The following is a 25,146-nucleotide window of genomic DNA, read 5'->3' as shown; positions in this document are numbered from 1 at the left end:
TGAACGTGGTTTTTTATGTTCGACGAATCCTGTTCTACGTCATCACGCTCTGGGCTGCGGTTTCGCTCAACTTCCTTCTGCCACGGTTGTTGCCGGGTGACCCGGCCGCGATCATGCTGGGGAAGCTCCGGCGTGCAAACGGAGGCAGGCCCCTCTCCGAGGAAACCATTCGGGGGATCACCTCGATGCTCGGTGCTGAAAAGGGGATGACCTTCTGGGACCAGTACATCGCGTACTGGGGTCGGATTCTGCAGGGAGATTTGGGGATCTCCTCGACGCGGTATCCGGCCCCGGTCATCGAGCTGATCGGGGCGGCGCTGCCCTGGACCGTTATTCTGGTCGGCGTCGCCACCGTGCTCTCCTTCGTGCTCGGCATTGTGGCCGGCGCCTGGGTGGGCTGGAAGCGTGGAACCTGGGTGGACCACCTGGTTCCGGCCACCACCTTCCTGCAGTCCATCCCGTATTTCTGGCTGGCACTCGTGCTGGTCGCCGTCCTCTCCGTCCAGTTGGGTGTCTTGCCCATCATCGGCGGATACGACGTCTTTGACTTCCCCGGCGGGCCCGAGTGGAGCTGGGCCTTCTTCGGCAGCACCGTGGTCCATGCGATTCTGCCCGCCATCACCATCGTGATTTCCTCGGTGGGCGGCTGGTTGCTGGGCATGCGCAACATGATGGTGCAGACCATGTCCGAGGACTATGTGGTCACCGCCGAGGCCAAGGGCCTCACCCCGAGCCGGATCCGCACCCGCTACGCCGCCCGCAACGCGGTGATTCCGAGCCTGGCCGGCTTCGGAATCGCGCTGGGCTTCGTGGTCGCCGGATCCATCGTGACCGAGCAGGTGTTCAGCTACCCGGGTATTGGCAAGCTGATGATCCAGTCGGTGCAGGGCCTGGACTATTCGCTGATGCAGGGCGTGTTCCTGGTGATCACCCTAGCGGTGCTCGCGGCGAACTTCCTGATGGAAATGATTTACGGATTTATTGACCCGAGAGTGAGACACCGTGGCTGACAACACGACGCCCGAGGTCCCGGTTCGTACCGGACCCACCCCCACCTCCACCCTCGCGACGATTCGGATCGCCAAGAACGACCGCAAGCGTCGGCCGCTGCCGCGAATTTCCGGCAAGCTGCTGACCGGCATCATCATCGTGGTGGTCATCGCACTGTTTGGAATCCTGGCACCGTTCTTTGTCCAGGACCCGCGCTTCTCCGGTAACGACGCGTTGCTGCCGCCGGGGGATGGACACATCCTCGGCACCACCAAGCTCGGCTACGACGTTTTCGCCCAGCTCGCCTGGGGTACCCGCGGCTCGCTGTTTGTGGGCGTGGTCGCCGGGGCGCTGGCCCTGCTGCTGGCCATCCTGTTTGGTGTCCTGGCCGGATACTTCGGCGGGGTGGTGGATGAGATCCTGACCCTGCTCACCAACATCATGCTGGTGATCCCCGGTCTGCCGCTGGTCATGGTCATCGCCGCCTACGTGCAGAACACCGAGGGGCTGGGGCCGTTTGCCCGAAGCTCGTTCCTGGTGGCCATCGTGCTGGGCATCACCGGCTGGGCTGGATCCGCCGTGGTGCTGCGCGCCACCGCGAAGTCGCTGCGGATGCGTGACTATGTCGCCGCCTCGCGGGTGGCCGGCGAGCGTCCGCTGCGGGTCATCTTTGTGGAGATCCTGCCGAACCTGGTGCCGCTGCTGGCGGCCCAGCTGATCTTCGGTGTGATCTTCGCGATCCTCGGCGAGGCCGGCCTGTCCTACCTGGGACTGGGCCCGACCGGATCGATCACCCTGGGCACCATGCTCAACGACGCCCAGACCGGGCAGGCCGTGGGCAGCCAGGCCTGGTGGTGGTTCATTCCGCCGGGGGCGCTGATCGCCCTGCTGGGGACCGGACTGTCCCTGATTAACTTCGCGATCGATGAGATCGTCAACCCCAAGCTGCGCCTCGCACCGCAGGCCGCGCGCAACCAGCGCAAGGCCAACCGCGAGGGTCGTAGCGTCAGCGAAAACGGAGCGATCGCATGAGTGCCACACCGGTCCTCACCGCCCACGGCGTGAGCATTACCTATGAGGTTGACCCGCCCGTGCAGGCCGTCAAGGATGTGTCCCTGACCCTGCACCGCGGGGAAATCCTCGGGCTTGCCGGAGAATCCGGCTGCGGAAAGACCACGTTCGCCTACGGGCTAAACCGCCTGCTCAAGGCACCCGCGGTCATGACCGGCGGCGACGTGGAATTCCACGACGTGGACGGCACCGACATCAACGTGGTGGGTCTCTCCGGTGAGGGGCTGCGCCGCTTCCGCTGGGACAAGGTCTCGATGGTGTTCCAGGGTTCGATGAACTCGCTGAACCCGGTGATGACCGTCCAGGCCCAGCTGGAGGATGTGTTCATCACCCACCGTCCGGGAATGCGCAAGGCCCAGCGTCGCGAGCGCTCGGCGGAACTGCTCGAGCTGGTCGGGGTGGACCCCAACCGACTCGGGGCGTTCCCGCACGAGCTCTCCGGCGGTATGCGGCAGCGCATCATGATCGCCATGGCCCTCGCGCTCAACCCGCAGGTCATGATCATGGACGAGCCCACCACCGCACTGGATGTGGTGGTGCAGCGCGGAATCATCCGCGAGATCATGCGGCTGCGCGAGCGGCTTGGCTTCGCGGTGATCTTCATCACCCACGACCTGCCGCTGCTGATCGAGATCAGCGACCGGATCGCGATCATGCGGGACGGGGCGATCGTGGAACTCGACGACGCCGAGAAGATCTATCACGACCCGCAGCACGAGTACACCCAGAAGCTGCTGGCCAGCTTCCCCAGCCTGCGTGGCGAGCGGGGCGACTTTGTTCGCCTCGGCCACGGGGAAACGCCAGCCAAGGCTCCCGCCCAGTCCGGAGGTATCGCATGAGTCACGCCAAGCCCAACGGTCCCTCGACCCTGGAAATCAAAAACCTCAAGCGCGACTACACGCTGCGCTCGGGTTTCAAGCGCAACGTGCTGCACGCGGTCTCGGACGTGTCCTTCGCCCTCGAACCCGGACGTACCATCGCCCTGGTGGGGGAGAGCGGATCGGGCAAGTCCACCGTCGCGCGGATCATCTCGCGGCTGGAAAACGCCACCGGGGGACAGGTTCTGCTCGACGGAGCCCCCGCTCCCACGCGGGGCCGCGCCCTGGAGCGCTACCGCTCGAAGGTGCAGATGGTCTTCCAGGACCCGTTTGCCTCGCTCAACCCGTTCCACACGATCCTGCATCACGTGGAGCGTCCGCTGCGCATTCATCACCCGCACCTCTCCTCCAAGCAGATCAAGGAGCGGGCGTATGAGCTGCTGGAGCGGGTGCAGCTGACCCCGGCCTCGCGCTATGCCGACCGCCGTCCGCATGAGCTTTCCGGTGGACAGCGTCAGCGGGTGGCCATCGCCCGGGCCCTGGCTCCGGGGGCGACCTACATCGTGGCCGATGAGCCGGTGTCGATGCTGGACGTTTCGATCCGGCTGGGCGTGCTGAACCTGCTCGCCGAACTGCAGCGCAGCGAGGGACTGGGTGTGCTCTACATCACCCACGACCTGGCCACAGCCCGGCACTTCTCCGACGAGATCATGGTCATGTATCGCGGCAAGATTGTGGAGCGCGGCGAGCCCGACTCCGTCATTTTGAACCCCCAGCACGAATACACGCGTACCCTGCTAGAAGCCGCCGCTGATCCCGATCGACTCGGGCAGCTGCGCGCCGAGGTCCGTGCGGAGGGGATAACGACATGACACAAACACACATCGATCCGGGGACATCCACCTGGCTGCGGGTACAGAACGACCGCACCGCGCTGCACCTGCTGCTGACCCACGGTCCGCTCACGCGGGCGCAGCTGGGTGAGCTGTCGGGGATGTCCAAGCCCACCGCGGGGCAGATGCTGGCGCGCCTGGAGGGCGCCGAGCTGATCGCCCCGGTCGGGGAGGTCTCGGGGAGCCGCGGCCCGACCGCCGTGTCCTACGGGGTGCGGGCGGATCGGATCACCGGCGTAGCGGTGAGCATGCACGCGGGGTTCCTGGAGGCCGTGCTGGTGGATGCCATCGGCACCGAACACCCCATCGCCAAGATTCCCCTGGCCGGGCGGCAGCGCTCGCCCGAGGGCGACATTCGCGCGGCGATCGACGCTGCCTGCGCGGCCGCCGGGGTCTCGGTGGATGCCGTGGCCGCGGTCGCGGTCGGGGTACAGGCGGCGGTGTGGCGCGAACGCGACCGACTCTCGCTGAGCGACACCCTGCCGGGCTGGCCCGCGACCGGTTCGCGGGAGCGGATCGAGACGGCGCTGGGCATCGACATCACCCTGGAAAACGATGTGAACCTGGCCACGATGGCCGAACGCGCCGCCGGCGCCGCACAGGACGCGAGTAGTTTCGCCCTGCTGTGGCTCGGCGAGGGCCTCGGTGTCGGGGTCGACCTGGGCGGCGTGCTGCACCGCGGCGCGGCCGGCGGCGCGGGCGAGATCGGCTACCTGGCGGCGATTCGCCCGGACACCGGAGAACCCGCCGACACTACCGACCTGCTGGGTGGCCCCGCGGTACTGGAACTGCTGGGCCTGCCCCGCACCGGCGACTACGCCGAGGCCGTGCGCGGACTGGGCGAGAACCCGGAGGCGTTGGAGGCCCTGGCTGATCGCGTGGCCCTCGCCCTGGACCCGGTGCTCGCGGTCCTGGACCCGGCCCTCGTGGTCCTCGGCGGACCCACCGGCGTGGCCGGCGGAGACGCCTTTGCCACCCGGGTAGCACGGGGCATCACGAGTGATGCCCACCCCGAACTCGCCGTACGCACGAGCCTCACCGGACCCTCGGCGGTGCTCTGGGGCGCGCGGCAACTCCTTGTAGACCAGATCCGTCAGCGCCTCGAGGCGCGGATCCTGGTTGGTTAGATCTTTACTCTTTTTATTTAGACGAACGGAAACCTCATGAAACTCGCCATTGTTGGCGGTGGGTCGACCTACACCCCCGAACTGATCGACGGATTCTCCCGGCTGCGCGACGTCCTGCCGCTCACCGAAATCGCACTGGTGGACACCGATCCGCGCCGCCTGGAGCTGGTCTCCGGTGTTTCGCGCCGGATGCTTGCCCGCGCCGGCCACCCGGCCAAGCTGCTGGCCACCACCGACCTGATCGCCGGTGTCGAGGGTGCCGACGCGGTCCTGATCCAGCTGCGGGTCGGCGGGCAGGATGCCCGCGAATCCGATGAGACCTGGCCCCACGAGGTGGGCTGCATCGGCCAGGAGACCACGGGTCCCGGCGGCCTGGCCAAGGCGCTGCGCACGGTTCCGCTGGTGCTGAGCATCGCCGACACCGTGAAGAAGTACGCCAAGCCCGACGCCTGGATCGTCGACTTCACCAACCCCGTGGGCATCGTCACCCGGGCCCTGCTGCAGGCCGGCCACCGCGCCGTTGGTCTGTGCAACGTGGCCATCGGATTCCAGCGCCGCTTCGCCAACACCCTGGGTGTGGAGCCGGACAAGGTTGAGCTCGGCCACGTCGGCCTCAACCACCTGACCTGGGAGCGTAGCATCCGCGTGGACGGTCAGGACCGTCTGCCGGGGCTGCTCCAGAACACCGTCGGGGAGCTCGCGGACGAGGTGGAGCTCCCCGCCGCCCTCCTCAGCCAGCTCGGCGTGGTGCCCTCCTACTACCTGCGCTACTACTACGCGCATGATGAGGTGCTGCACGAGCAGCTGCACAACGAGTCGCGTGCGGCCGCGGTGCGGGCCATCGAGAATGAGCTGCTGGGCATCTACGCCGATGAGAGCGTGGACACCAAGCCGGCGATCCTGGAAAAGCGCGGCGGCGCGTTCTACTCCGAGGCCGCGGTGCAGGTCCTCGCGCTGATGCGCGGCGACCAGGACATCTCGCGTGTGGTCAACCTGCGCAACGATGGCAGCCTGCCCTTCCTGCCCGACGACCACGTGATCGAGGTTCCGGCCAAGTACATCGACGGCAAGTTTGTGGCCGAGCCCATCGACGCGCTGCCGGATGACATTTCGGGTCTGATCTCGGCGGTGGCCGGCTATGAGCGCCTGGCGCTGGACGCGGCGATCAACGGTGGCCGCGACCGCGTGCTGCGGGCGATGCGCGCCCACCCGCTGGTGCTCCAGCACGATCGTGCCGAGAAGCTTACGGACCGGCTGATGGCCGCCAATGCCTCGTTCCTGGAGTGGGCGTGAGTCCCCTCTCGGCCGACCCCTCGGCCCGATATGTGGTCGCCGTAGACGGCGGCGGCTCGAAGACGGATGCGGTCCTGCTGAACCTGAAGGGCGAGCTGATTGCGCACGCCCGTCGGGGCGGGTCCAGTCCGCAGGTTGAGGGATTGGCCGCGTCCGTTCGGACCGTGGACTCGGTGATGACGGCGGTCCTGGAGGGGATCGACCCGTCCGCACTCGTGCAGACGAGCCTGTACCTGTCGGGGCTGGATCTGCCCCAGGAGATCGCCGATTATCGCGAGGCGGTCAAGGATAAGGCCTGGGCCGGATCCAACCTGCTGCTGGATAACGACCTGTTTGCGCTGCTGCGCGCGGGCAGCGATGCCCCCAATGCGGTGGCGATCGTGGTGGGTACCGGCATGAACGCGATCGGTCTGCGGGCCGACGGAGAGAGCTACCGGTTCACCGCGCTCGGCGGAATCTCGGGGGACTGGGGTGGCGGCGGAAGCCTCGGCAGCGACGTGCTCTGGCATGCCGCCCGGGCCGAGGACGGTCGCGGACCCAAAACGCTCCTGGTGGGTGCACTGCTGGCGGCCACCGGGGCGGGCAGCGTGCGCGAGGTGACCGAGGATATCCACTTCGGGCGCCGACCGTACTCGATGCTGTCGAGCCTGTCGCCGCTGATGATGTCCACCGCCGCCGCCGGCGACCCGGTCGCCATCTCGGTGGTGGAACGTCAGGCCGATGAGATCGTGGCCTACGCCCGGGCCTGCATCAACGACCTCGACCTGGCGGACGAGGCCGTGCAGGTGGTGATCGGCGGCGGCGTGGCCCGTTCGCGCGATCCGCTGCTGCTGGCACGCACGCGTGCGGGCCTGGCCAAAACCGCGGCCCGCGCCGAACTGGTGATCGTGGATGCGCCGCCGGTCCTCGGTGCGGGTCTGCTGGCCCTGGCCGACGCCGGTGCCGACACCGCGGTACTGGCACACGCGCGGGCACAGCTGGGGGCGGTCAAGCCCTAGGTTCACGCCTAAACTGGGTGCGGACGCACACGCCGTGCGTCCGCACCCCGAGGAGCACCCCGCATGAGCCTGGTTCGGCTGAACGACGTCCACGTCCGCTATGAAAACGCACAGATCCTGCGGGAGGCGTTCCTCAAGCTGGACGCCGGGGATCGGATCGGTCTGATCGGTCGGAACGGCTCGGGAAAAACCACGCTGCTGAAGCTGATCCTGGAGCAGGTGCATCCCGACGCGGGCACCGTGACCCTGGATCCCGACATCAAGATCGGCTACTTCTCGCAGTTCTCCGAGCTGGATGGGACCGCGACGATCACCGAGGTGCTGGATGGTCTGTTTGGCCACGTGCACGCGGTGGAGGCCGAGTTGGCCGGGATCGACGCGTCCATCGCCGCCGATCCGATGGGCGATCTTGATGCCCTGATCGAGCGTCAGGCCGAACTCTTCGCCGAGATGGAACGCATCGACGGCTGGGACTACACCCGCAAGATCGAGCGGGCGCTGAGCGTTCTGGGCTTCTCCGAGGCCCACCGCAGCATCCCGATCGATTCGCTCTCCGGCGGTTGGCGCAACCGCGCGGCCCTGGCAAAGATCCTGCTCGAAGAGCCCGATGTGCTGCTGCTGGATGAGCCCACCAACTTCCTCGATGTGGCCGGTGTGGAGTGGCTGGAAACCTGGTTCCGCACCTTCCGCGGGGCGGCGATCATCGTCTCCCACGACCGCACGTTCCTCGACGCGGTGGCCACCCGCATCATCGAGGTCGAGAACTATCACCTGCACGAGTACGCGGGAAACTTCGCCGAATACGTGGTGCAGAAGCAGTTCCGGTTGAAGACCCTGGAACAGCAGTATCAGCATGAGGCCGAGCTGCTGGCGTTCGAGGCCGAGGGGATTGCCGACCGTCGCGAGGCCGCCAAGGCCGGCGGCAAGGGGCTGGGAAAGCAGCTCGCGGGGATCAAGAAGTCCCGCGCCCCGCGCCCGGTGGATGAGATCCTCACCGACATCTACGGGGGACTGCACGTCAAGGAAGTGCTGTGTCGGGTCGCCGACCTGAGCAAGTCCTACGGTGAGCGCACCCTGTTCCAGGATGTGGAGTTTGAGATTCGCCGTGGGCACCGGATCGTGGTGATCGGGGCCAATGGTAGCGGAAAATCCACCCTGCTGAAGGTGCTCACCGGCGAGGAAAAGGCCGACCGCGGCGAGGCCGCCTGGGCCGGGGGCGTGCGCACCATCTCGTATAACCGGGTGCTGGACGAGCTCGACCCCGAGGACACCGTGGCCCACGCCGTCGGCGCGATGCCCGACAGCCTGGCGCTGCGCGCAACCCGCAAGTCGGTGGGCCGCTTCCTGACCATGTTCCAGTTCTCCGAGGCCGACCAGAAGAAGCGCATCCGCGAACTCTCCGGTGGTCAGCGGGCTCGCGTGGCGATGGCGCAGTGTCTGCTCTCGGGAGCCTCGGTGCTGCTGCTGGATGAGCCGACCAACCACCTGGACCTGGCCAGCACCCAGGTCATGGAGCGGGCGCTGATCCACTTCCCGGGTGCCGTGGTGGTGGTCAGCCACGACCGCTTCTTCACCGATAAGGTGGCCACCCGCATGCTGGTCTTCGGGGCCGAGGGCGCGGCACCGGGCGCGGTCGAGGTACGTTCGGCGTAGGGCTGGGCCACGCGGTGCGCTTCCGGTGAATGTGCGCCGCCCCCTTGACCTCACACGTGTGATTGATAGCGTGGGGGGAACAGGAGGTGATCCAGACGGATCAACCCTGCGGCCCATCCGGGGCCTTGGAGTTGTTCCGTTTCTTATGAACACACATCCCACCAGCCCGCGCCGCGATAATCCCGATACCGGATCCGGCCCGGCAGAATCGAACAACCGTCACAACCCGCACGGCGGCGGACCCGACGGTCGGCCCGCCGAGCCCAACGAGCACGAACTCGCCGATGCCTTCGAGGAGGACGGACAGGAGCCAAGTCGCCGCCTGGGGGAACCCGAGCGCGATGATGACGACCTGACCTCGCTGGACGCACCGGACTAGACGCCGGCTGCCACCCGCACCCACACGGGCGCGATGAACCCCGTGTTTATCGTGCCCATTTGCAACCGCACCGAACCGGAGTACCCGGCACCGGCCGGGCACTCCCCGAGAAGGGAGCACCACCATGCCGAACACCGATCCCCGCGTGAAGTACCGCACCGACGCCTTTCCCACCCACGACACCACCCAACCCGGCCTCACCCACGAGATCGAACCCACCCCCGACCACGGCGAACTCACCTACCGTGGACACGGGCGCCTCGCCGGGCTCACCGCGCTGATTACCGGGGGAGACTCGGGAATCGGCCGCGCGGTCGCCATCGCCTACTCCCGAGAGGGTGCAAATATTGCCATCTCCTATCTTCCCGAGGAGCGTGCGGACGCCGAGGAAACCGCCGAACTTGTGCGCGCCACCGGGGTCAATGTGATTCTGCTCCCGGGAGATCTGCGCGAGGAGAGCTACTGTGCCTGGATCGTCGGGGAGACCGTCCGCGAGCTGGGGTCCCTCGACATCGTGGTCAACAACGCCGGCTATCAAAAGCATCGTCCGGGGGTGGAGAACCTCGAACGTGAGGAACTGGTCAGGGTGTGGGAAACCAACCTGTTGGCCGGGCTCCTGGTAACTCGTGCCGCGGTCCCCAGACTCCAGCCGGGAGCCAGCATCATCTTTACCGCCTCCATTCAGGGCTACGATCCCTCACCCTCGCTGATGGACTATGCGGCCACCAAGGCGGGCTTGGTCTCCCTCACGGCCTCCCTGGCCGAGGAACTGGGGCCGCGGGGAATTCGGGTCAACGCGGTGGCCCCGGGACCGATCTGGACCCCGCTCATCCCCGCCACCGGCTGGGGAGACGGGATCGCCGACTTCGGCCAGGATACGCCGCTGGGCCGGGCAGGACAGCCCGCCGAGGTTGCCGGTGCCTTCGTCTATCTCGCCTCCGAGGACGCCTCGTATACGTCGGGCGCGGTGCTCGCGGTGACCGGGGGTAAGCACCTCTAACGTCGCGCCGGAACGGGCCGCATCGATTCCTCGAACCGGTGCGGCCCACCCCGCACCCCTCGTGCGGGGCACGTAAATTACGATCCCGATTTCGGGTGCAGACCGGACAGCGGGGCGTTTCACGGGCGTCCGTCCGGTTTCGTGTGTGCGCCCATCTGTTGTAATACTGAACGGATGGACATTTTTAATGAGATAGCTCGCCTGGGTTCCGACGAGCTGTGGTCCTGGATCGTGGTGCCGGTTCTGATCGGCCTGGGCGTGTATTTCACCGCTCGCACCGGCGTCGTCCAGGTGCGCTGGATTCCCGAGATGTTCCGCACCCTCAAAGACAAGACCCCCACCAACGAGGACGGCACCCCGCAGTCCACCTCGGCGTTCCAGGCCTTCACCATCTCCGCCGCATCACGCGTGGGTGTGGGGACGATCGCCGGCGTGGGGACCGCGATCGCGATCGGCGGCCCCGGTGCCGTGTTCTGGATGTGGGCGATGGCCCTGCTGGGTGGCGCGGCAAGCTTCGTGGAGTCCACCCTCGGTCAGCTGTATAAGGTGCGCGATCACGTCGGTTTCCGCGGCGGCCCCGCGTACTACATGATGTACGGGCTGCGCTCGCGCGGGTTGGGCATCGTGTTTGCGGTCATCATGATCGCCACGTTCCCCTTCGCGTTCTCCTCGCTGCAGGCCAACACCATCAGCGCCACCGTGACCAACAGCCTGCACGTGGACCTGCCGTGGCTGCCCGCCGCAATCGGCATTGTGGTCGCGATCCTCGCCTCCCTGGTGATCTTCGGCGGGGTGCGCCGGATCGCCACCGTTTCCCAGTCGGTGGTCCCGCTGATGGCGCTGCTCTACCTGCTGGTGGGTCTGGTTGTGGTCGCCCTGAACATCACCCACCTGCCCGAGGTCTTCGGGATGATCTTCAGCCAGGCATTCGGGTTCACCTCGTTTGCCGGTGGCGGGCTGGGCGTCATCATCATGACCGGTATCAAGCGCGGCATGTTCTCCAACGAGGCGGGACTGGGGTCCGCCCCCAACGCCGGGGCCACCGCCGCGGTCACCCACCCGGTCAAGCAGGGCCTGGTGCAGACCCTGGGTGTGTACTTCGACACCTTCCTGGTGTGCACGGTGACCGCGTTTATTATCCTGGTGGCCAACCCCAACCTGGAGGGTGCCCGGCCCGGAATCGCGCTCACCCAGCAGGCGATGGTGGATAACCTCGGCTCCTGGTCAAACATTCTGCTCACGGTGATCATCTTCCTGCTCGCGTTCACCTCGATCCTCGGCAACTACTACTACGGCGAGGCCAACATCGAGTTCATCACCTCGAGCGCGCGGGTGCTGCTGTCCTACCGGGTGCTGGTGATCCTGGCCGTATTGGTGGGATCGATCGCCTCGGCGGATCTGATCTGGAACCTTGCCGACGGCATCATGGGCATCATGGCGCTGATCAACCTGGTCTCCATCGCCCTGCTCTCGGGGGTGGCCTTCAAGCTGATGAAGGACTACGCCGACCAGCGCCGGGCGGGCCTGGATCCGGTCTTCACCCGGGATCGACTGCCGGAGATTCGCGGAATCTCCTGCTGGCAGGACGAGGCCAGCGTGACCGGTACGATCACCCTGCCGAAAACTCCCGTGAGTGACTAGACGCTCCGCACACCACAAGACCTCGGACGGTTTCGTCCGGGGTCTTTGTGCGCCCTAGACGCGGGTGTAGCTCAGGATTCCGGGCAGTTCGCCGTCCTCGCCGAGGTCGTCGCCGCGGGCAAACGCGCCCCAGACTCGGCGGACCCGACGCGCGGCGGCCTCGATCTCGGACCAGGTGACGCCGGTGAGGATGCCCGCGGTGACCCAGGCCTGTTGATCGCCGAAGAGGAGCGGCAGGTCGATCGTGTGCGCCGAACCCAGCGGGTTACCCGGCGCGCTCCAGGAGATCACATAGTGGTGGGCCCGGCCGCCGGCGGCCACATGGCGTCGGGCAAACGAACGCGACTCTTTGCCGTATACGCGGCGGGTCAGGGCGTTTGTGGCCGCCTTCGCGAGGAGCGGACCCACCACCGGAGTTGTTACGGCTCGGGCCAGCTTGGGGAGTGCCGCGATAAACAGCCGGGTTTCCTCGGCCGTATGACCCACCAGGACGTCGATGTTCGGGGCCGTGGAGTCCCACGCCGCCTCGATGTTCTCCTCGGCGGGCAGCGGATTCAGGCCGTACTGGCAGCCGAACGCCATTCCGCCGCGGAGTCCGAAGCCGCGGCCCACCTCGACCACTTCCGGCTGGCGGGCCATCAGCTCGGCGAGCGGGGTCTCGGGGGAGAGGCTCCGGGCGGCCTCGAAGAGGGCGCGACTCATCTCCAGGCGGTGGTGTCGGATGCCGAACGGGGCGCTCTGCAGGATGGCCCGGGAAAACAGCTCGGGGGCCTCGGGCAGGGTCATCACGTGGGCGATCGCATCGGCCCCGGCTGACTGCCCAAACGCGGTGATACGGCCGGTATCCCCGCCGAAGGCCGCGATGTTGCGGCGGACCCAGCGCAGCGCGGTGATGATGTCCAGCAGACCCAGGTTTGCCGGGCGGGCGGGATCCCCATCGGGGTCGCCGAGGAAACCGAGGATGCCCAGGCGGTAGGTCACGGTCACCACGATCACGCGCTGCTCGGCCACCAGCGGACGCGGGTCCATGACCGCGATATCGCCACAGCCGGTGAGGTAGGAGCCGCCGTGGATCCACACCATGACCGGGACGTGCTCGCCGGGCAGCAGGTCGATCGGCATCGTGATCGAGAGGCGCTGGCAGTCCTCATCCTGAACGCCCGGATTCGCGCCCGCTCCCAGCACCTCGGTCAGTGCCGGAGAGGGGAACTGGGGGCTGGCCGGGGCGGGTGTCTCGGCGAGGAAGGGTTCGATGTGATCCGCGGCCGGAACCGGGGCGGCGAACCGGGAGGCGGTGGCGTAGCGGATTCCTCGGGCGCGGATCACGTCATCATCGACGACCGCGGTGATCGGGCCACAGGGCGGGGTGAAATCGAGAATCAACGGGACCTCCGGAGTCGTGATGCCGGTCGGGTGACACCTACACCTTAGAACCCGGATCCGCTCGGCGAGGGAAGGCGCGCAGCGGGCCGGGGGGGCATTCCCGCGCGCCGGAGACGGGCCGGGCGATGACCCGCCGGACGCTGCCGGGCTGGGTGACGACCCGCCGGACGCTGCCGGGCCGGGTGGTGACCCGCCGGACGCTGCCGGGCCGGACCGGGCGGCGTCGGCTAGCCCAGGAGTCCCGCCGCCCCCGCATGAACCGCGGCCTCGGTCCGCGAGGCGACCCCGAGCTTACGCAGGATCGCCGAGACGTGCACGCTCGCGGTTTTGGTGCTGATGAAGAGGCGCTCGCCGATCTGACGGTTGTTCAAGCCCTCGGCGATCAGGGTCAAGACCTGGCGTTCGCGCGCGGTCAGCTCGTCGGTTTCCCGGGTGCGGCGCACCCGCGTGTGTCCGTCCACCGCCAGACCGCCGCGATGGGCGGACTCGAGCGCGTGCTGCTCCAGGATGTGGGCACCGAGCGCCCGGGCCTCGGAGACGGCGCAATCCAGGGCCTGCTGGGCACCGGCACGGTCGCCGTGTTCCAGCAGCACCGTGCCCAGGCGCAGCTGCGCATAGGGCAGGTAGCGGGCGGGCGCGGCCGGCGAATCGGTGGCCGCAACCAGGGCTCGCCAGGCGGCCACGTTCTCCCCGGCCCCGCCGGGCTCGCCCAGCTCCGCCTCAAATGCGGCGACCCAAAACTTCGCGGTGGGCCAGGTCTCATAGGCGGGCAACAGCGTGCGCCACGCCCGTTCCTGACGATCCAGATCGGCCTCGGAGATGCCCTCGGGCAGGATACGATGCGGGTTCAGTGAAACCCCGTGTTCGGCGCGCTGACGCAGCTCCTCCCGAATGCAGGCCAGTACCCGGGCGGCGATGGGAAGGAGGGGAAGATCGTAGCCGGGGATCGGGCGATGCCGCGCATCCCGCAGCACCTCCAGGCTGGCCCAGGCCTCGCGCAGATCCCCGGTGGACAGCGACACCTGGGCGATTGCCGCGGCCACCGTAAAGCGCGAGTGCAGCTCCTGGCTGCCTATCAGATCCAGCTGGGGTCGCCAGCGTGCCAGCAGCGCGGCGGCACGCTCGGGGTCGCCGCGCCACAGCACCAGTAGGATCTTCGAGGTGCGCAGATACACCGAGTAGGCCAGCGCCGGACGCAGTGCCAGGGTGTCCTCGATGATGGTGTGCGCCTCGTCCCACAGCCCCATGGCCAGCAGCGGATCCACCGCATTGGACGCCAGGACCAGGCCCGAGCTGCGCTCCATGCCCACGGCCTTGGCATCGCGCACCCCGGCCAGGGCCAGCTCGGTGGAGAGCGCATAGTGTCCCAGCCGGAAGTGCACGTCGGAGGCCGCCACCCGGTAGCGAAGCAGCGTCTCGGCATCCCCGGCGGCGACCTCCTCGGCGCGAGCGAACAGGGCCAGCCCCTCCTCGATGTCGCCGCACATGACCCGGGCGGTCCCCGCGTAGCCGGCGGCCGCCGACAGCGCATAGGGGGAACCCGCCTCGGTGGCCGAGGCCATTGCCCGTTCGGCGTAGTCGCGCGCCCGGTCCAGGTTGCCCGCGCTGAGTTCCTCGCCGGCCAGATCGTTGAGAACCAGGGCGTGCAGCCGAGGTTCGGTTCCCGCCGGCAGCAGCGACAGCGCCTCCTCAAGCGGCGCCCGGGTGCCCGGACGTCCGAGCCGGGACAGGTGCTGGGAGTGGGTGCGCAGCAGCTTGGCGCGCAGGGTATCGGAGGGGATGGTGGGATCGTTCAGGGCGTGGTCCACCAGAACCGCCGAACGCTCCAGATCGCCCGCATCATTCAGCGCGCAGGCGGTTTGATACATCAGTTCCAGGCGCGAGATATCGGCCCCGGTTTCGGGATCCTCCACCTGGTCCCACAGCTCCAGCAGCCGCTCGCCAAACTGGGCCACGGCCACATACCCCGAGGCCGTGTAGGCGTTATCCATCGCCCGCTTGGTCGCCGGGAAGGCGCGCGGAAAATTTCGTGCGGACATCCAGTGGTTGGACACCTCGGCCCAGGCCGTGACCTCGGTGCCCAGCGCCTCGATCGCCACGGCGAAGGCCGTGTGGAAGCGGATTCGCTCACCCGGCAGCAGGTCGGCGTAGATGGCCTCACGCACGAGCGCGTGACGGAAGGTGTAGTAGCGCTCATCGGCCACCAGCACGTTGGCCCCGACGGCCTCGCGGGCGGCGGCATCCAGGGCGTCCGCCCCACCCTCGAACACGGCGCTCACCAGGCGGTGATCCACCCGGACGCCACCCACCGAGAGCACCCGCAGCAGGAGCTGGGTCGTCGGGTCGAGTCGATCGTAGCGGCCCAGGAGCAGCGCGCGCAGGGTGTCGGGTAGGTCCTCGGCGGTGCCGGTTTCGGCGATGCCGACCAGCTCCTCAACAAAAAACGGCACGCCCTCGGAGCGCTCGTAGACGCGCTCCAGGTCGCCGCGATCGGGGGTCGTGCCGAGGATACCCACGACCTGTTCCCCCACCTGATCCAGGGATAGCCGGGTGAGTTCGTGGCGCTGGACGCGGCGGGTGCGGTCCAGCTCGCCGAGGAAGGCGCGCAGCGGGTGTCCGCGCGGGACATCGTCGCTGCGGTAGCTCAGCAGGAGCAGGATCCGGTCGTGCACCAGGGCGCGCACCAGGAATCCCAGCAGCTGCAGGGTGGCCCCATCGGCCCAGTGCAGATCCTCCACCACGAGCACCAGGGGACGATCCAGCGAGAGCGTCTCGAACATCAGCGTGAGGGTTTCGTGCAGGCGGCCGGCGCCGCGCGCATCGTGATCGTAGGAGTCCTCGGGCGCACTGGCCACCGGACCCAGCGAGGGCAGCAGTGAGGCCAGGGTGTCGAGTCCGGAACCGGCGGCATCACGTATGGCGTCCGGTCCGCACTGGGAGCGCAGCGACTTGAGCAGGCCGGTGATCGGGGAGTACGGTGCGGGCACCGAGCCCTGATCCACCGCCTGTCCGCGCAACACCAGGGCACCCGGACGCACCTCGTTGATGAACTCGGTCAGCAGCCGGGTCTTCCCGATTCCCGCCTCCCCGCCCACCACGACGGTGCGGGTGTCTCCGGCGGCAGCCTCGGCAAAGAGCTCGCGCAGGAGCGCGAGGTCTTCGCCGCGGCCGATCAGGCGCGCGCTGGTTGCGGGTACACTCACCTCACTATCGTGCCACGACTCGGGCCGGGCAAGATAGCGGGAGCGCCCGGGCGCGGGCCTAGTGCTCACCGCAGGCGGCGGGGGCGGATCCGTCCGCGGTGCGTGCTCGACGCTGTGCCGCACGTCGTTCCTGTACCACCCGCTCGCGCTCGAGCCGAATGATGAGCTGGCGCTCCTGGAAGCGTCGGGCCTCAGATGAACCGAATTCCCACTGCCCAAACATGATGTGTCCTCCTTGAATGACCGCCGGAAGGGGGATCTTCCGGCGATAACTCAAGCATCCGCGCTGAGGTGGGGGTCTTGCCTCGGGCAGGTGCCCTATCTTCCGCGTGGTGGGGGCCTAGGGCACCGTGCTTATCTGAGGTGGTGGGGCGGCGGGGTCGGAGTCGGCAGGGGATCGCCGGTATCGGGGGTGGGGTGCGAGAACTGCGGCGGTTGGGACGGGGAGGCGGTGGGGCTAGAGGGCGAGGAATCCGGCGATGCGGCGGGGGATCGAGGGGGCCGAGTTCTCCGGCAGCGCGTTCACCGGCCACCAGCGCAGGTCCTCGGACTCGTCGCTCACCGCCAGGGTGGCACCGGGATCCACGGTGACCGCGACCCCAATGTCCAGGTGCGAGCGGCACACCCCGAAGCGGGAGGAGAGCTCATGATGGTCGAGGTCGTAGCCGAGGACCGGGGTGTCCGGATCCGGGGTGGTCCCGGTTTCCTCGGTGAGCTCACGCAGCGCGGCGGCCTGGAGCGAGGCGTCGCCGTCGTCGAGGTGGCCGCCGGGCTGCACCCAGAACTGTCCCTTGGTGTGGAACACCAGCAGGGTCTGGGAGCGGTCGGGGCTGAAGACGAAGCAGGACCCGGTGATGTGGCTGGGGCCGTCCTCGCGCAGCAGCGGTGCCGGATCCAGGGCCAGGTAGTGGGCGAAATCGGCGTGAGCCTGGGCATCCGAGGTGCGGGCGGTGCTCGGGTCGGCGAGGATCGCCAGGGCCGAGGCGTGCAGGGCGGGGCGGGTGCTGGTCATGGGAACCTCGGTTCGGTTGGGACGATCCGGTGGGTCGTCGGGACGGTCGCTATGGTGCGGGCGGGCATCGTGGTCGGGATGAGGGGTCGGCTGCGGGTGAGCCGAGCCGGGCTGTGCCGGGTCGAATTGAACTGCGCTGGGTTGAACTGAACTGTGCCGGGGCACTCACGCCGCGCCGGTGGCCGTGAGCGCGGGAACCTCCTGGTCCACGCGCAGGCCACCGTTCTCCAGCGTATAGCGCAGCCAGCCCGGCCGCTGGTCCCCGAGGGCCGCGGTCATATCCGAGCGCTCGGGAATCGCCCCGGTGAGGCTGGGGGCGGTGATCCCGCGAAACCCGGATGCCGTCCAGTCCAGGTGGCGGTGCGTGTGGCCGGCGCACACGGCGACCGGCCGATACGGGGCAAGGAGCGCCGCCAACCGGGACGAGGCCGCCGAAGGAATCGACATCCAGCTGTCGGAGGCGGCCGCTGATTCGCCCCGGGTTTCGGGCCGTGCATCCAGCGACTCGTGGCTGAACACCAGCAGCGGCCTCGCGGACACCGCGGGCAGCGCGACCCGCTCCAGCCACTCCCACTGCCGCCGCTCGGCGGGCAGCCCCGACCCGAGAATCTGCGCGTTGATGCCCAGCAGCACCCATCCATCCAGTTCACGCATCCAGAACGACGGCCCCCAGAGCGCCTCCCAGGCGAGCACCCGGGCCTCGGACACCAGGGTCCCGTGCCAGTCGGCGGGGAGCCCCGCGCGAATCGCGTGATCGCCCACATCGTGGTTGCCCGGAACCACCAGCACCGGGGCCTCAAGGGCGGTGATGCGGGCGTGGGCGAGGGCGCGGTCGGTGGGATCATCCGGATCATCCACAACCAGGTCACCGGTGATGATCACCAGGTCGGGACGGTCCCGGGAAACCGACGCGTGCAGGTGTGCCCAGGCGGTTTCGGCCGCGTGGGCACGCCGGTCGCCGCCGGAGTGGCCGAGGTGGGGATCGGAGACGTGGAACAGGGTGGGGAGGGTCATGAGTTCTTTTCGAAACGGGGAAGCGGGGTGGCGTTGTCCTGACCCAGCAGGGCGCGCAGGGCACGGGCGACGCCGTGGTTAATGTTGGTATCGGTGACGCGGTCGGCGGTCTGCCGGACCTCGGCCGTCGCATTGCCCATCGCGATGCCGAGACCCGCGGCGCGCAGCAGCGGCAGGTCGTTGTGTTCGTCGCCGAAGGCGACGACCCGGGCGAGGGAGTGTCCGAGGGATTCGGCCCAGATCCGGGCGGCATCGGCCTTGGTGACCCGGGCCGGGGAGATCTCCACCACCCCGCCGAGGGAGTCGGTGACCGCGTAGGTGTCGCCGATCTCTACGCGGATCGCCTCGATCAGGTCCCGGGGAAGCTCGTCACCCGGCGCCAGCACCAGCTGGTGGGCGGGGGATTCGGGCAGCTCGCGTACCCGATCGGGGTGCGGATCCCGGAGGACTCCGCCGCGCTCGGCCAGTTCCAGCAGCCGCCGGTCGCTGCCAAACTCGGTGCCCGATTCCCAGCCGAATCCGGCGTCCGGATACCGGGCGCGCAGGTGGGTGATCAGCTCCGCGAGTTCGCCCGGGGCCAGGGCGTCCTCGTACAGGATTCGCGTTCCTTCGGGGGAGAGGATCGCCGCGCCATTGGACACGATGACCGCGTCAAACAGCGCCAGCGTCTCGGGATCGATGACCGCCCGGATCAGCCTGAACGGCCGGGCCGAGGCGATTGCCAGGGACATGCCGTGCTCGCGGGCGAGAACCAGTGCCGCAACCGTTTCCGGGGCAACCTTTTTCTGATCGGTGAGCAGGGTGCCGTCCAAATCGCTGACCAGCAGTGGAAAACTAGGCTGCAACACGCACCCCGCTCACGGTGTCGAATCGGTGGATATTGGCGGCGCGGGCCACCACCGTGATCTCCTCGTGCAGGGGGAGGGCAGCATCCACCCGGGCACGCCAGAGGGTGTCCCCGGCGCGCAGGTGCAGGATGCGGTCGGTGCCCAGCAGCTCGGCGAACTCGACCCGTCCCTCGATGTGCAGGTCCCCGGGCTCGGCAGCGACCCGGTCGGCGGGGAGGAAGTGCTCGGGGCGGACCCCGAGCGTGATGCCCGCCCCGGCACCGGTTTCCGATGCGGGTGCCGGGGCGAGGTTCATGTTGCCAAGGAAGGCGGCCACATAGGTGGTTTCCGGAACCCGGAAGACCTCCTCGGGGGTGCCCTGCTGCTCGATGTGGCCGCCGCGCATCACCACCACGCGGTCGGACATCGTCATCGCCTCGGTCTGATCGTGGGTCACGTAGAGCATGGTCGAGCCGATCCGGCGCTGCATGGCCACCAGCTCGGCGCGCATCTCGATGCGCAGCTGAGCATCCAGGTTGGAGAGCGGCTCATCCATCAGCAGGATCTCGGGATCGCGGGCCAGTGCGCGGGCGATCCCCACGCGCTGGCGCTGCCCACCGGAGAGCTGGGCGGGCAGCCGATCCATCACGTGATCGATGTGCAGCAGCCTCGCGGCTGCCAGCGCTCGGGTGTGCCGCTGGGCGGTGGGGACCCCCGCCATTTTGAGCGGGAACTCGATGTTTTTGCCCACGGTTTTGGCTGGATACAGGCCATAGTTTTGGAACACCATTGCGACCCCGCGGCGGGAGGGATGCACCGAGGTGACGTCGCGCTCGCCGATGTGCACGCTGCCACCGGTGGCGCTTTCCAGACCCGCGACGATGCGCAGCAGGGTGGTCTTGCCGCAGCCGGACTCCCCGAGGATCGTGGTGATCTGCCCGGCCGGGGCGGTCAGCGTCACCTCGTTCAGGATGCGAGTGGAGGCGCGCTTTGCCCCCTCGAAGGTCTTCTCGACCGCGCGGATGTGTACCGGGGCGCTCACTAGCGGGCCGCCAGAATCTGCTCGGTCTGGGTCTGCAGGTCCTTGGCCGCGGCCTTGCCATCCTGATCGCCGCGGAGCACCTTGAGCTGGGTGTCGGTGTAGAGCTTGGAGTACTCGGCGTTGGCGGTGCCGGGCAGCGAGATCCACGGCACGGTCTTCTGGTCGCGCACGGCGGCCCAGCCGGGGTTGGCCGCATAGACCGGGGCGAGCTGCTTGGGGTCGGTGATGGTGCTGGTCAGCAGCGGGATGGTCGCGGTCTTGGTCACGGTCTCGGTGACCGACTCGGGGGTCAGCAGGCTCCGCAGCGCGGTGCAGACGGCCTTCTGGCGGGAGGGATCCTTGGTGGTGATCACGAAGCCGTTGGTCGAGGTGGTGGCCACGGCCTTGCCTCCGTCGGCCGCGGGGACCGGGGCGATGCGGATGTCGGCGTTGCCATTAGCCTTGAGCGCCGGGTAGCCCGAGGCCGAGGTGACGATCATGCCCAGCTTGCCCGAGGCGAAGGCCTCGTTGGCGTCGGCGAAGAAGTTGGTGTAGACCGGCGAGCTGCCATCCTTGGCCATGGCCGCGAAGGTGTCAAACACGCTGGCCGCGGCCGGGGTGTTCACGGTGAGCTTCTTGGACGCCGGGGTGTAGACCTGCGAGCCGAGCGAGGCGAGGTAGGACTGGAAGTTGAAGTCGTTGCCGAAGTAGGCGGTGCCGCCGGCCGCGCCGGTGGCCGCGATGGCCTTCGCCGCGGCGTGGAACTCGGCCAGCGTGGTGGGCGGGGTGTTGGGGTCCAGTCCCGCCTGGGTGAACAGCTTGGCGTTGTAGAACAGCGCGTTGGGGGTTACATACCAGGGCACCTGATAGACGTGCTTATTGACGGTGATCCCCGAAATGAGGTCCTTGTTGAGACCGGATTCGGCGGCGAGGCAGGCGTCGGCGGGCTGGGCCACCCCGGCGTCGATCAGGGTCTGATAGGTCGCGTTGGTGACCCGAACGGCATCGGGGCCGTGGCCGGCGGCGATATCCACCAGCGCCTTCTGCGCGGTGTCCACATCGGAGTCGGCGGTGAGGTTCAGGGTGACCTTGGCGGTGCTGGCGGAGGCGTTGTAGCGGTCGAAGATTCCGCGCAGCAGATCGCCGTTCTGGGCCGACTGACCCGAGACGATCGTCACATCGGCCACGGGGGTGGTCGAGGCCGAGGCATCCGGGGTCGCGGCGGCCGAGCAGCCCGCGAGCAGGGTGATCCCGGCAAGGGAGGCCGCCAGGGCGAAGGTGCGGGAGGGGGACAAGCGAGACATTTTATTCCTTAGGGAGGGCACAGCAGGGGGTGGGGAGGGCGGCTGCGTTAGCCGGCCTGGCCGGCGAGGGCCAGACCGCGAATGAACTGTCGTTGAGCAAAGAGGAAGGCAATCAGGAGCGGGAGGACCGAGAGGGTGGCCATCGCCATCTGGGGGCCGTAGGCGGTGACCGCATCGGAGTTGATGAACTGCACCACCCCGAACGGGATCGTGGCGGAGGATGAGTCGGAGAGGACAAAGGAGGGCCAGAAATAGGCGTTCCAGGCCGAGGTGATGGTGAAGACCCCGAGCGAGAGCAGGGCCGGGCGGCTCGCGGGAATCACGATCTGGATCAGCGTGGCCAGGGTGCCCGCACCATCCAGGGTCGCCGCATCAAACATCGATCCGGGCAGGGCCAGGAAGAACTGGCGCAGCAGGAAGATCGCGAAGGCCGAGCCCACAAAGGGGAGGATCAGCGCGGGCAGGGTGTTGATCAGGCCCACCTGGCGGAAGATCAGGTAGATCGGGATCGCCAACACCTGGAACGGGATCAGGATCAGCAGCCCCAGCAGCCACACGGTGATGTTGCGTCCGCGATAGCGCAGCCGGGCCATCGCGAAGGCCGCGGGCACACACACCACCAGTTGGAGCGCGAAGGTGGCCAGGCACACGATCAGCGAGTTGAGATAGTAGGTGCCCAGCGGCACCTGCTGGGCAACCGTCTGGAAGTTTTCCAGCGTCGGATGGGCGAGGTAGCGTCCGGCGAGGATATCGGCGGTCGGGGTGAAGGCCGAGGCGAGCATCAGGATAATCGGGGCGAGCATGTAGACGCCGCCGAGGGCGAGCAGCAGGTGGCGGACAATCTGGCCAAGAACCCTCATCGGGACCCTCCATTTTCGAGGCGGCGAGCATAGCCGGTGCGCTGGATCGCGGTCACCGCGACCGAGAGCACCAGCAGGGCGAGGGAGAGGACCGCGGCGCGGCCGATATCGAAGTAGTGCACACCCCGGTTCCAGATCGCGAAGGTCAGGGTTTCGGTCGAACCGAGCGGTCCGCCCTGGGTCATCGCGGCGATCACGTCGTAGGCCTGCAGGGCCGAGCCCGCGGTCATGATGAACACAAAGATCGTGGTGGGTCCAAGCGCCGGCCAGGTCACGTGCCAGAAGCGGTTCCAGCCGCCCGCGCCGTCGAGCGAGGCGCTGTCGTACTGGTCCTGCGGGAGGGTGCCGAGGGCTGCCAGGTAGAGAATCGCGACCAGACCAATCTGGTGCCAGTTGCCCACCACGGTGATCGCGGCGAGTGCCAGGTTGGGATCGGAGAGCCAGTCGTGGATCCCCAGGATCGGGGCGATCACCGTGTCCACGACCCCGGTGTCGGCGCGGAACATCCAGCGCCAGACCGAGGACATCGCGACCAGTGTGGTGGCGACCGGCAGGAAGTAGAGGCTGCGCCAGAATCCCTGTCCGCGGCGCAGGCCGTGGATCAGCAACGCCACCAGCAGGCCGCCGACCATCGAGGGGCCGATGGTGAAGACCGCATACAGTAGCGTGTTGCGCAGGGCCCGGGCGAACTCGGGGTGCGGGATCTCGGTGGCAAAGTTCGCCCCGCCGACAAATGAGGACGTCCCGGTCACCAGGTTGAGGTTGAAAAAGGCCAGCACCAGCACGATGACCAGCGGCGCGGCAACAAACAGAACCAGGCAGATCGTGGCCGGGGCCAGCAGCAGGTGCGGGGTGAGCCGGGCGGTGCGGGTGCTCACAGCAGGTCCCGTTCGATCCGGTCGCCGATGCGTTCGAGCCGGGCCCGATACCCGGCCGGATCGGTGTTGGTCAGCGCGATCAGCAGAGCGTCGATCGTGGCCAGATACGCCAGGCGGCTGCCCCAGGCATCCATGCCCGAGCGGGCGGTGGTGCCGCCCACCACGAGGGCGATGTCGGCGAGTTCGGCCAGCGGGGTGCGGGCGAACGAGGTGATCGCGATCACGCTGGCCCCGGCGGCCTTGGCCTCCCGGGCGACCTCGACCACGTGCGGATAGGTGCCGCCGTGCAGGATCGCCACACACACGTCCCCGGGGCCGAGCTGTTGGGCACGGATCCACTGGATCTGCGCGTCGGTGGGGGCATCGGCGGGGTGGCCGAGGTGGGTCAGCCGGAAGGCGAGGTCCTCGGCGACGGGACCGGTGAGTGCGGCCCCCACGGCGATCGTGTGCCGAGCCCCGGAAAACGCCCGGATGGCGGCGGCGAACGCCTCGGGATCCACCGAGTCGGCGATCGAACCCACCGCGTGCTGGGCGAGGGCCGCGACCCCGCGCAGGGTTTCGGCGGGGCTGTCGGTGGGGGACAGGGCGGGAACCGTATCGAGGGAAGGCTCGGCCACCGCCAGCGCGATCGCAAGTTCCTGATAGCCGCCAAACCCGACGTTGCGGGCGAAGCGGATGACCGTGGTCGCCGAGGTGTCGGCCCGGCTGCCCAGCTGGGAGGCGGTGGAGCCGATGACGGCCCGGGGATCGGCGAGGACCACCTCGGCGACGCGGCGTTCACTGGCGACCAGGGTGCCGAGTGCGGCGCGGATCAGGGCCACCGCGCGGGCACCGGGGGCGGTGCCGAGGTCGGGACTCGGATCGGGGGAGGAAGTGTTCATGACGCCAGGCTAGGAGCGGATTCTTAACGACGTATTGCCATAACCTAACCAATCGTTAACGTGTTACGGCATAACAAACTTCGCTCGCCCCGTCACGTGATTACATAACAAATAGTGGCTCATCTGACTTTCAGCTACCCCGTGAGAGCATGGCGCTATGTCGACGTCGCGCCCGGAAAACCCCGCCCACGCCCGCATTACCCTGGTCGCCCCCGGTGTCCACTTCGTGGAGGGCCCCGCCTCCAACTGGGTGGTGCTCACCGATGGGGACACCGTCACGCTGGTGGACACCGGTTATCCGGCCGACCTGGCCGCGGTGGAACACTCGCTGGAGACCTGTGCCCCCGGTGCGCGTCTCACCACGGTGCTGATCACCCACGGCCACTCCGACCACATCGGCACCCTGCCCGAGCTGGCTAAGAAGCATGCGCCGAGGGTGCTGGCCGCCGCCGAGGAGATCCCCAATATTCGGCGCGAGGAGCTGCACCAGATCGGGATCGGCGACATCCTGCCGCGCCTGGCCAAACCGCGCTATGCCCGTTGGACCCTGCACGCGATCCGGGCCGGCGGACTCGCCCCGATCGAGGTGCGCGAGGTCGAGCCGGTGGAGCCCGGCGTCACCCTGACCCTGAGCGGGCACACGGTGATTCCCCGGCTCACCCCCGGACATACGCCCGGCCACCTGGTGTTTGCGCTGCCCGATGCGAACGCGCTGATCACCGGCGACGCGCTGATCACCGCGCACCCGACCGTCTCGACCCGGGGTCCCCAGGCCCTCGGCGATATCTGGCACTGGGACGCCCCGGCAGCCCGACGGGTGTTTGCCGAGCTGGCCGAGGAAACCTGTGACCGGCTGATCATCCTGCCGGGGCACGGACCCTCGCACTTCCCCGCGTAGCG

Annotated in this window: 23 protein-coding genes; 12 read left to right on the top strand and 11 right to left on the bottom strand. The window is 68.2% G+C overall.

Annotated features, from left to right (window positions below):
- Nucleotides 1-5: 5 nt before the first annotated feature.
- The 11 genes from C7C57_RS10020 (at nt 6) to C7C57_RS09970 (ending at nt 11,863) form a co-directional block, all read left to right on the top strand.
- Nucleotides 6-1,010 carry an ABC transporter permease gene (locus tag C7C57_RS10020; protein ID WP_030143191.1) on the top strand — a complete coding sequence of 335 codons (1,005 nt, stop codon included), beginning with the start codon at nt 6-8 and terminating at the stop codon, nt 1,008-1,010.
- The gene (locus C7C57_RS10015) at nt 1,003-2,022 is read left to right on the top strand and encodes an ABC transporter permease (protein WP_030143192.1); all 1,020 of its coding nucleotides are present in this window, start codon (nt 1,003-1,005) and stop codon (nt 2,020-2,022) included. The genes C7C57_RS10020 and C7C57_RS10015 overlap by 8 nt, the downstream gene beginning before the upstream one ends.
- Nucleotides 2,019-2,900, top strand: a complete 882-nt coding sequence (locus C7C57_RS10010) for an ABC transporter ATP-binding protein (RefSeq protein WP_030143193.1) — start codon at nt 2,019-2,021, stop codon at nt 2,898-2,900. The genes C7C57_RS10015 and C7C57_RS10010 overlap by 4 nt, the downstream gene beginning before the upstream one ends.
- Entirely contained in the window at nt 2,897-3,751 is an 855-nt protein-coding gene (locus C7C57_RS10005) for an ABC transporter ATP-binding protein (RefSeq protein ID WP_187976294.1), read from the top strand. Before C7C57_RS10010 ends, C7C57_RS10005 begins: the two co-directional genes overlap by 4 nt.
- A complete protein-coding gene (locus tag C7C57_RS10000) occupies nt 3,748-4,899 on the top strand; it encodes an ROK family protein (protein ID WP_187976293.1) in 1,152 nt (383 codons plus the stop codon). Before C7C57_RS10005 ends, C7C57_RS10000 begins: the two co-directional genes overlap by 4 nt.
- 36 nt (nt 4,900-4,935) lie before the next feature.
- Nucleotides 4,936-6,192 carry a 6-phospho-beta-glucosidase gene (locus tag C7C57_RS09995; protein ID WP_030143196.1) on the top strand — a complete coding sequence of 419 codons (1,257 nt, stop codon included), beginning with the start codon at nt 4,936-4,938 and terminating at the stop codon, nt 6,190-6,192.
- Nucleotides 6,189-7,190: an N-acetylglucosamine kinase gene (locus tag C7C57_RS09990; protein WP_187976292.1), complete on the top strand. Its 1,002-nt coding sequence runs from the start codon at nt 6,189-6,191 to the stop codon at nt 7,188-7,190. Before C7C57_RS09995 ends, C7C57_RS09990 begins: the two co-directional genes overlap by 4 nt.
- Nucleotides 7,191-7,253: 63 nt before the next feature.
- A complete protein-coding gene (locus C7C57_RS09985; protein ID WP_187976291.1) occupies nt 7,254-8,843 on the top strand; it encodes an ABC-F family ATP-binding cassette domain-containing protein in 1,590 nt (529 codons plus the stop codon).
- A 145-nt stretch (nt 8,844-8,988) separates the two neighbouring features.
- Complete coding sequence (locus C7C57_RS09980; RefSeq protein ID WP_030143204.1) at nt 8,989-9,222, top strand: hypothetical protein; 234 nt, start codon at nt 8,989-8,991, stop codon at nt 9,220-9,222.
- 124 nt (nt 9,223-9,346) lie between these two features.
- On the top strand, nt 9,347-10,222 hold the full coding sequence (locus C7C57_RS09975) for an SDR family oxidoreductase (RefSeq protein ID WP_187976290.1): 876 nt from the start codon (nt 9,347-9,349) through the stop codon (nt 10,220-10,222).
- Nucleotides 10,223-10,396: 174 nt separating this feature from the next.
- Nucleotides 10,397-11,863, top strand: coding sequence for a sodium:alanine symporter family protein (locus tag C7C57_RS09970; RefSeq protein WP_187976289.1), 1,467 nt, complete (start codon nt 10,397-10,399; stop codon nt 11,861-11,863).
- A 54-nt stretch (nt 11,864-11,917) separates the two neighbouring features.
- Here C7C57_RS09970 and C7C57_RS09965 read toward each other — a convergent pair whose 3' ends face one another.
- From C7C57_RS09965 to C7C57_RS09915, 11 genes are all read right to left on the bottom strand, one after another.
- On the bottom strand, nt 11,918-13,246 hold the full coding sequence (locus C7C57_RS09965) for a carboxylesterase family protein (protein WP_370581406.1): 1,329 nt from the start codon (nt 13,244-13,246) through the stop codon (nt 11,918-11,920).
- A gap of 227 nt (nt 13,247-13,473) precedes the next feature.
- Complete coding sequence (locus C7C57_RS09960) at nt 13,474-16,449, bottom strand: AAA family ATPase (protein ID WP_187976288.1); 2,976 nt, start codon at nt 16,447-16,449, stop codon at nt 13,474-13,476.
- Nucleotides 16,450-16,507: 58 nt separating this feature from the next.
- Entirely contained in the window at nt 16,508-16,672 is a 165-nt protein-coding gene (locus tag C7C57_RS09955) for a hypothetical protein (RefSeq protein WP_156027366.1), read from the bottom strand.
- Nucleotides 16,673-16,906: 234 nt separating this feature from the next.
- Entirely contained in the window at nt 16,907-17,461 is a 555-nt protein-coding gene (locus C7C57_RS09950; protein WP_187976287.1) for an NUDIX hydrolase, read from the bottom strand.
- Nucleotides 17,462-17,626: 165 nt separating this feature from the next.
- Nucleotides 17,627-18,475, bottom strand: coding sequence for a metallophosphoesterase (locus C7C57_RS09945; RefSeq protein WP_187976286.1), 849 nt, complete (start codon nt 18,473-18,475; stop codon nt 17,627-17,629).
- Nucleotides 18,472-19,323, bottom strand: a complete 852-nt coding sequence (locus C7C57_RS09940) for a Cof-type HAD-IIB family hydrolase (protein WP_187976285.1) — start codon at nt 19,321-19,323, stop codon at nt 18,472-18,474. The genes C7C57_RS09945 and C7C57_RS09940 overlap by 4 nt, the downstream gene beginning before the upstream one ends.
- Nucleotides 19,310-20,344, bottom strand: a complete 1,035-nt coding sequence (locus C7C57_RS09935; RefSeq protein WP_223144738.1) for an ABC transporter ATP-binding protein — start codon at nt 20,342-20,344, stop codon at nt 19,310-19,312. Before C7C57_RS09935 ends, C7C57_RS09940 begins: the two co-directional genes overlap by 14 nt.
- Nucleotides 20,344-21,627: an extracellular solute-binding protein gene (locus tag C7C57_RS09930; RefSeq protein ID WP_187976284.1), complete on the bottom strand. Its 1,284-nt coding sequence runs from the start codon at nt 21,625-21,627 to the stop codon at nt 20,344-20,346. The genes C7C57_RS09935 and C7C57_RS09930 overlap by 1 nt, the downstream gene beginning before the upstream one ends.
- A 47-nt stretch (nt 21,628-21,674) precedes the next feature.
- Entirely contained in the window at nt 21,675-22,487 is an 813-nt protein-coding gene (locus tag C7C57_RS09925) for a carbohydrate ABC transporter permease (protein WP_187976283.1), read from the bottom strand.
- Nucleotides 22,484-23,365 (bottom strand): carbohydrate ABC transporter permease, encoded by an 882-nt coding sequence (locus C7C57_RS09920; RefSeq protein ID WP_187976282.1) that lies wholly within the window; start codon nt 23,363-23,365, stop codon nt 22,484-22,486. The genes C7C57_RS09925 and C7C57_RS09920 overlap by 4 nt, the downstream gene beginning before the upstream one ends.
- Complete coding sequence (locus C7C57_RS09915; protein WP_187976281.1) at nt 23,362-24,246, bottom strand: MurR/RpiR family transcriptional regulator; 885 nt, start codon at nt 24,244-24,246, stop codon at nt 23,362-23,364. Before C7C57_RS09915 ends, C7C57_RS09920 begins: the two co-directional genes overlap by 4 nt.
- Nucleotides 24,247-24,403: 157 nt before the next feature.
- Between C7C57_RS09915 and C7C57_RS09910 the strand changes: the two genes are divergently transcribed.
- Nucleotides 24,404-25,144 carry an MBL fold metallo-hydrolase gene (locus C7C57_RS09910; protein ID WP_187976280.1) on the top strand — a complete coding sequence of 247 codons (741 nt, stop codon included), beginning with the start codon at nt 24,404-24,406 and terminating at the stop codon, nt 25,142-25,144.
- The last annotated feature ends 2 nt before the right edge of the window (nt 25,145-25,146 follow it).

The sequence above is a fragment of the Mycetocola sp. JXN-3 genome (genome assembly GCF_014522285.1).
GTDB lineage: Bacteria > Actinomycetota > Actinomycetes > Actinomycetales > Microbacteriaceae > Mycetocola > Mycetocola saprophilus.
This window is presented reverse-complemented; position numbering and strand designations above follow the sequence as displayed.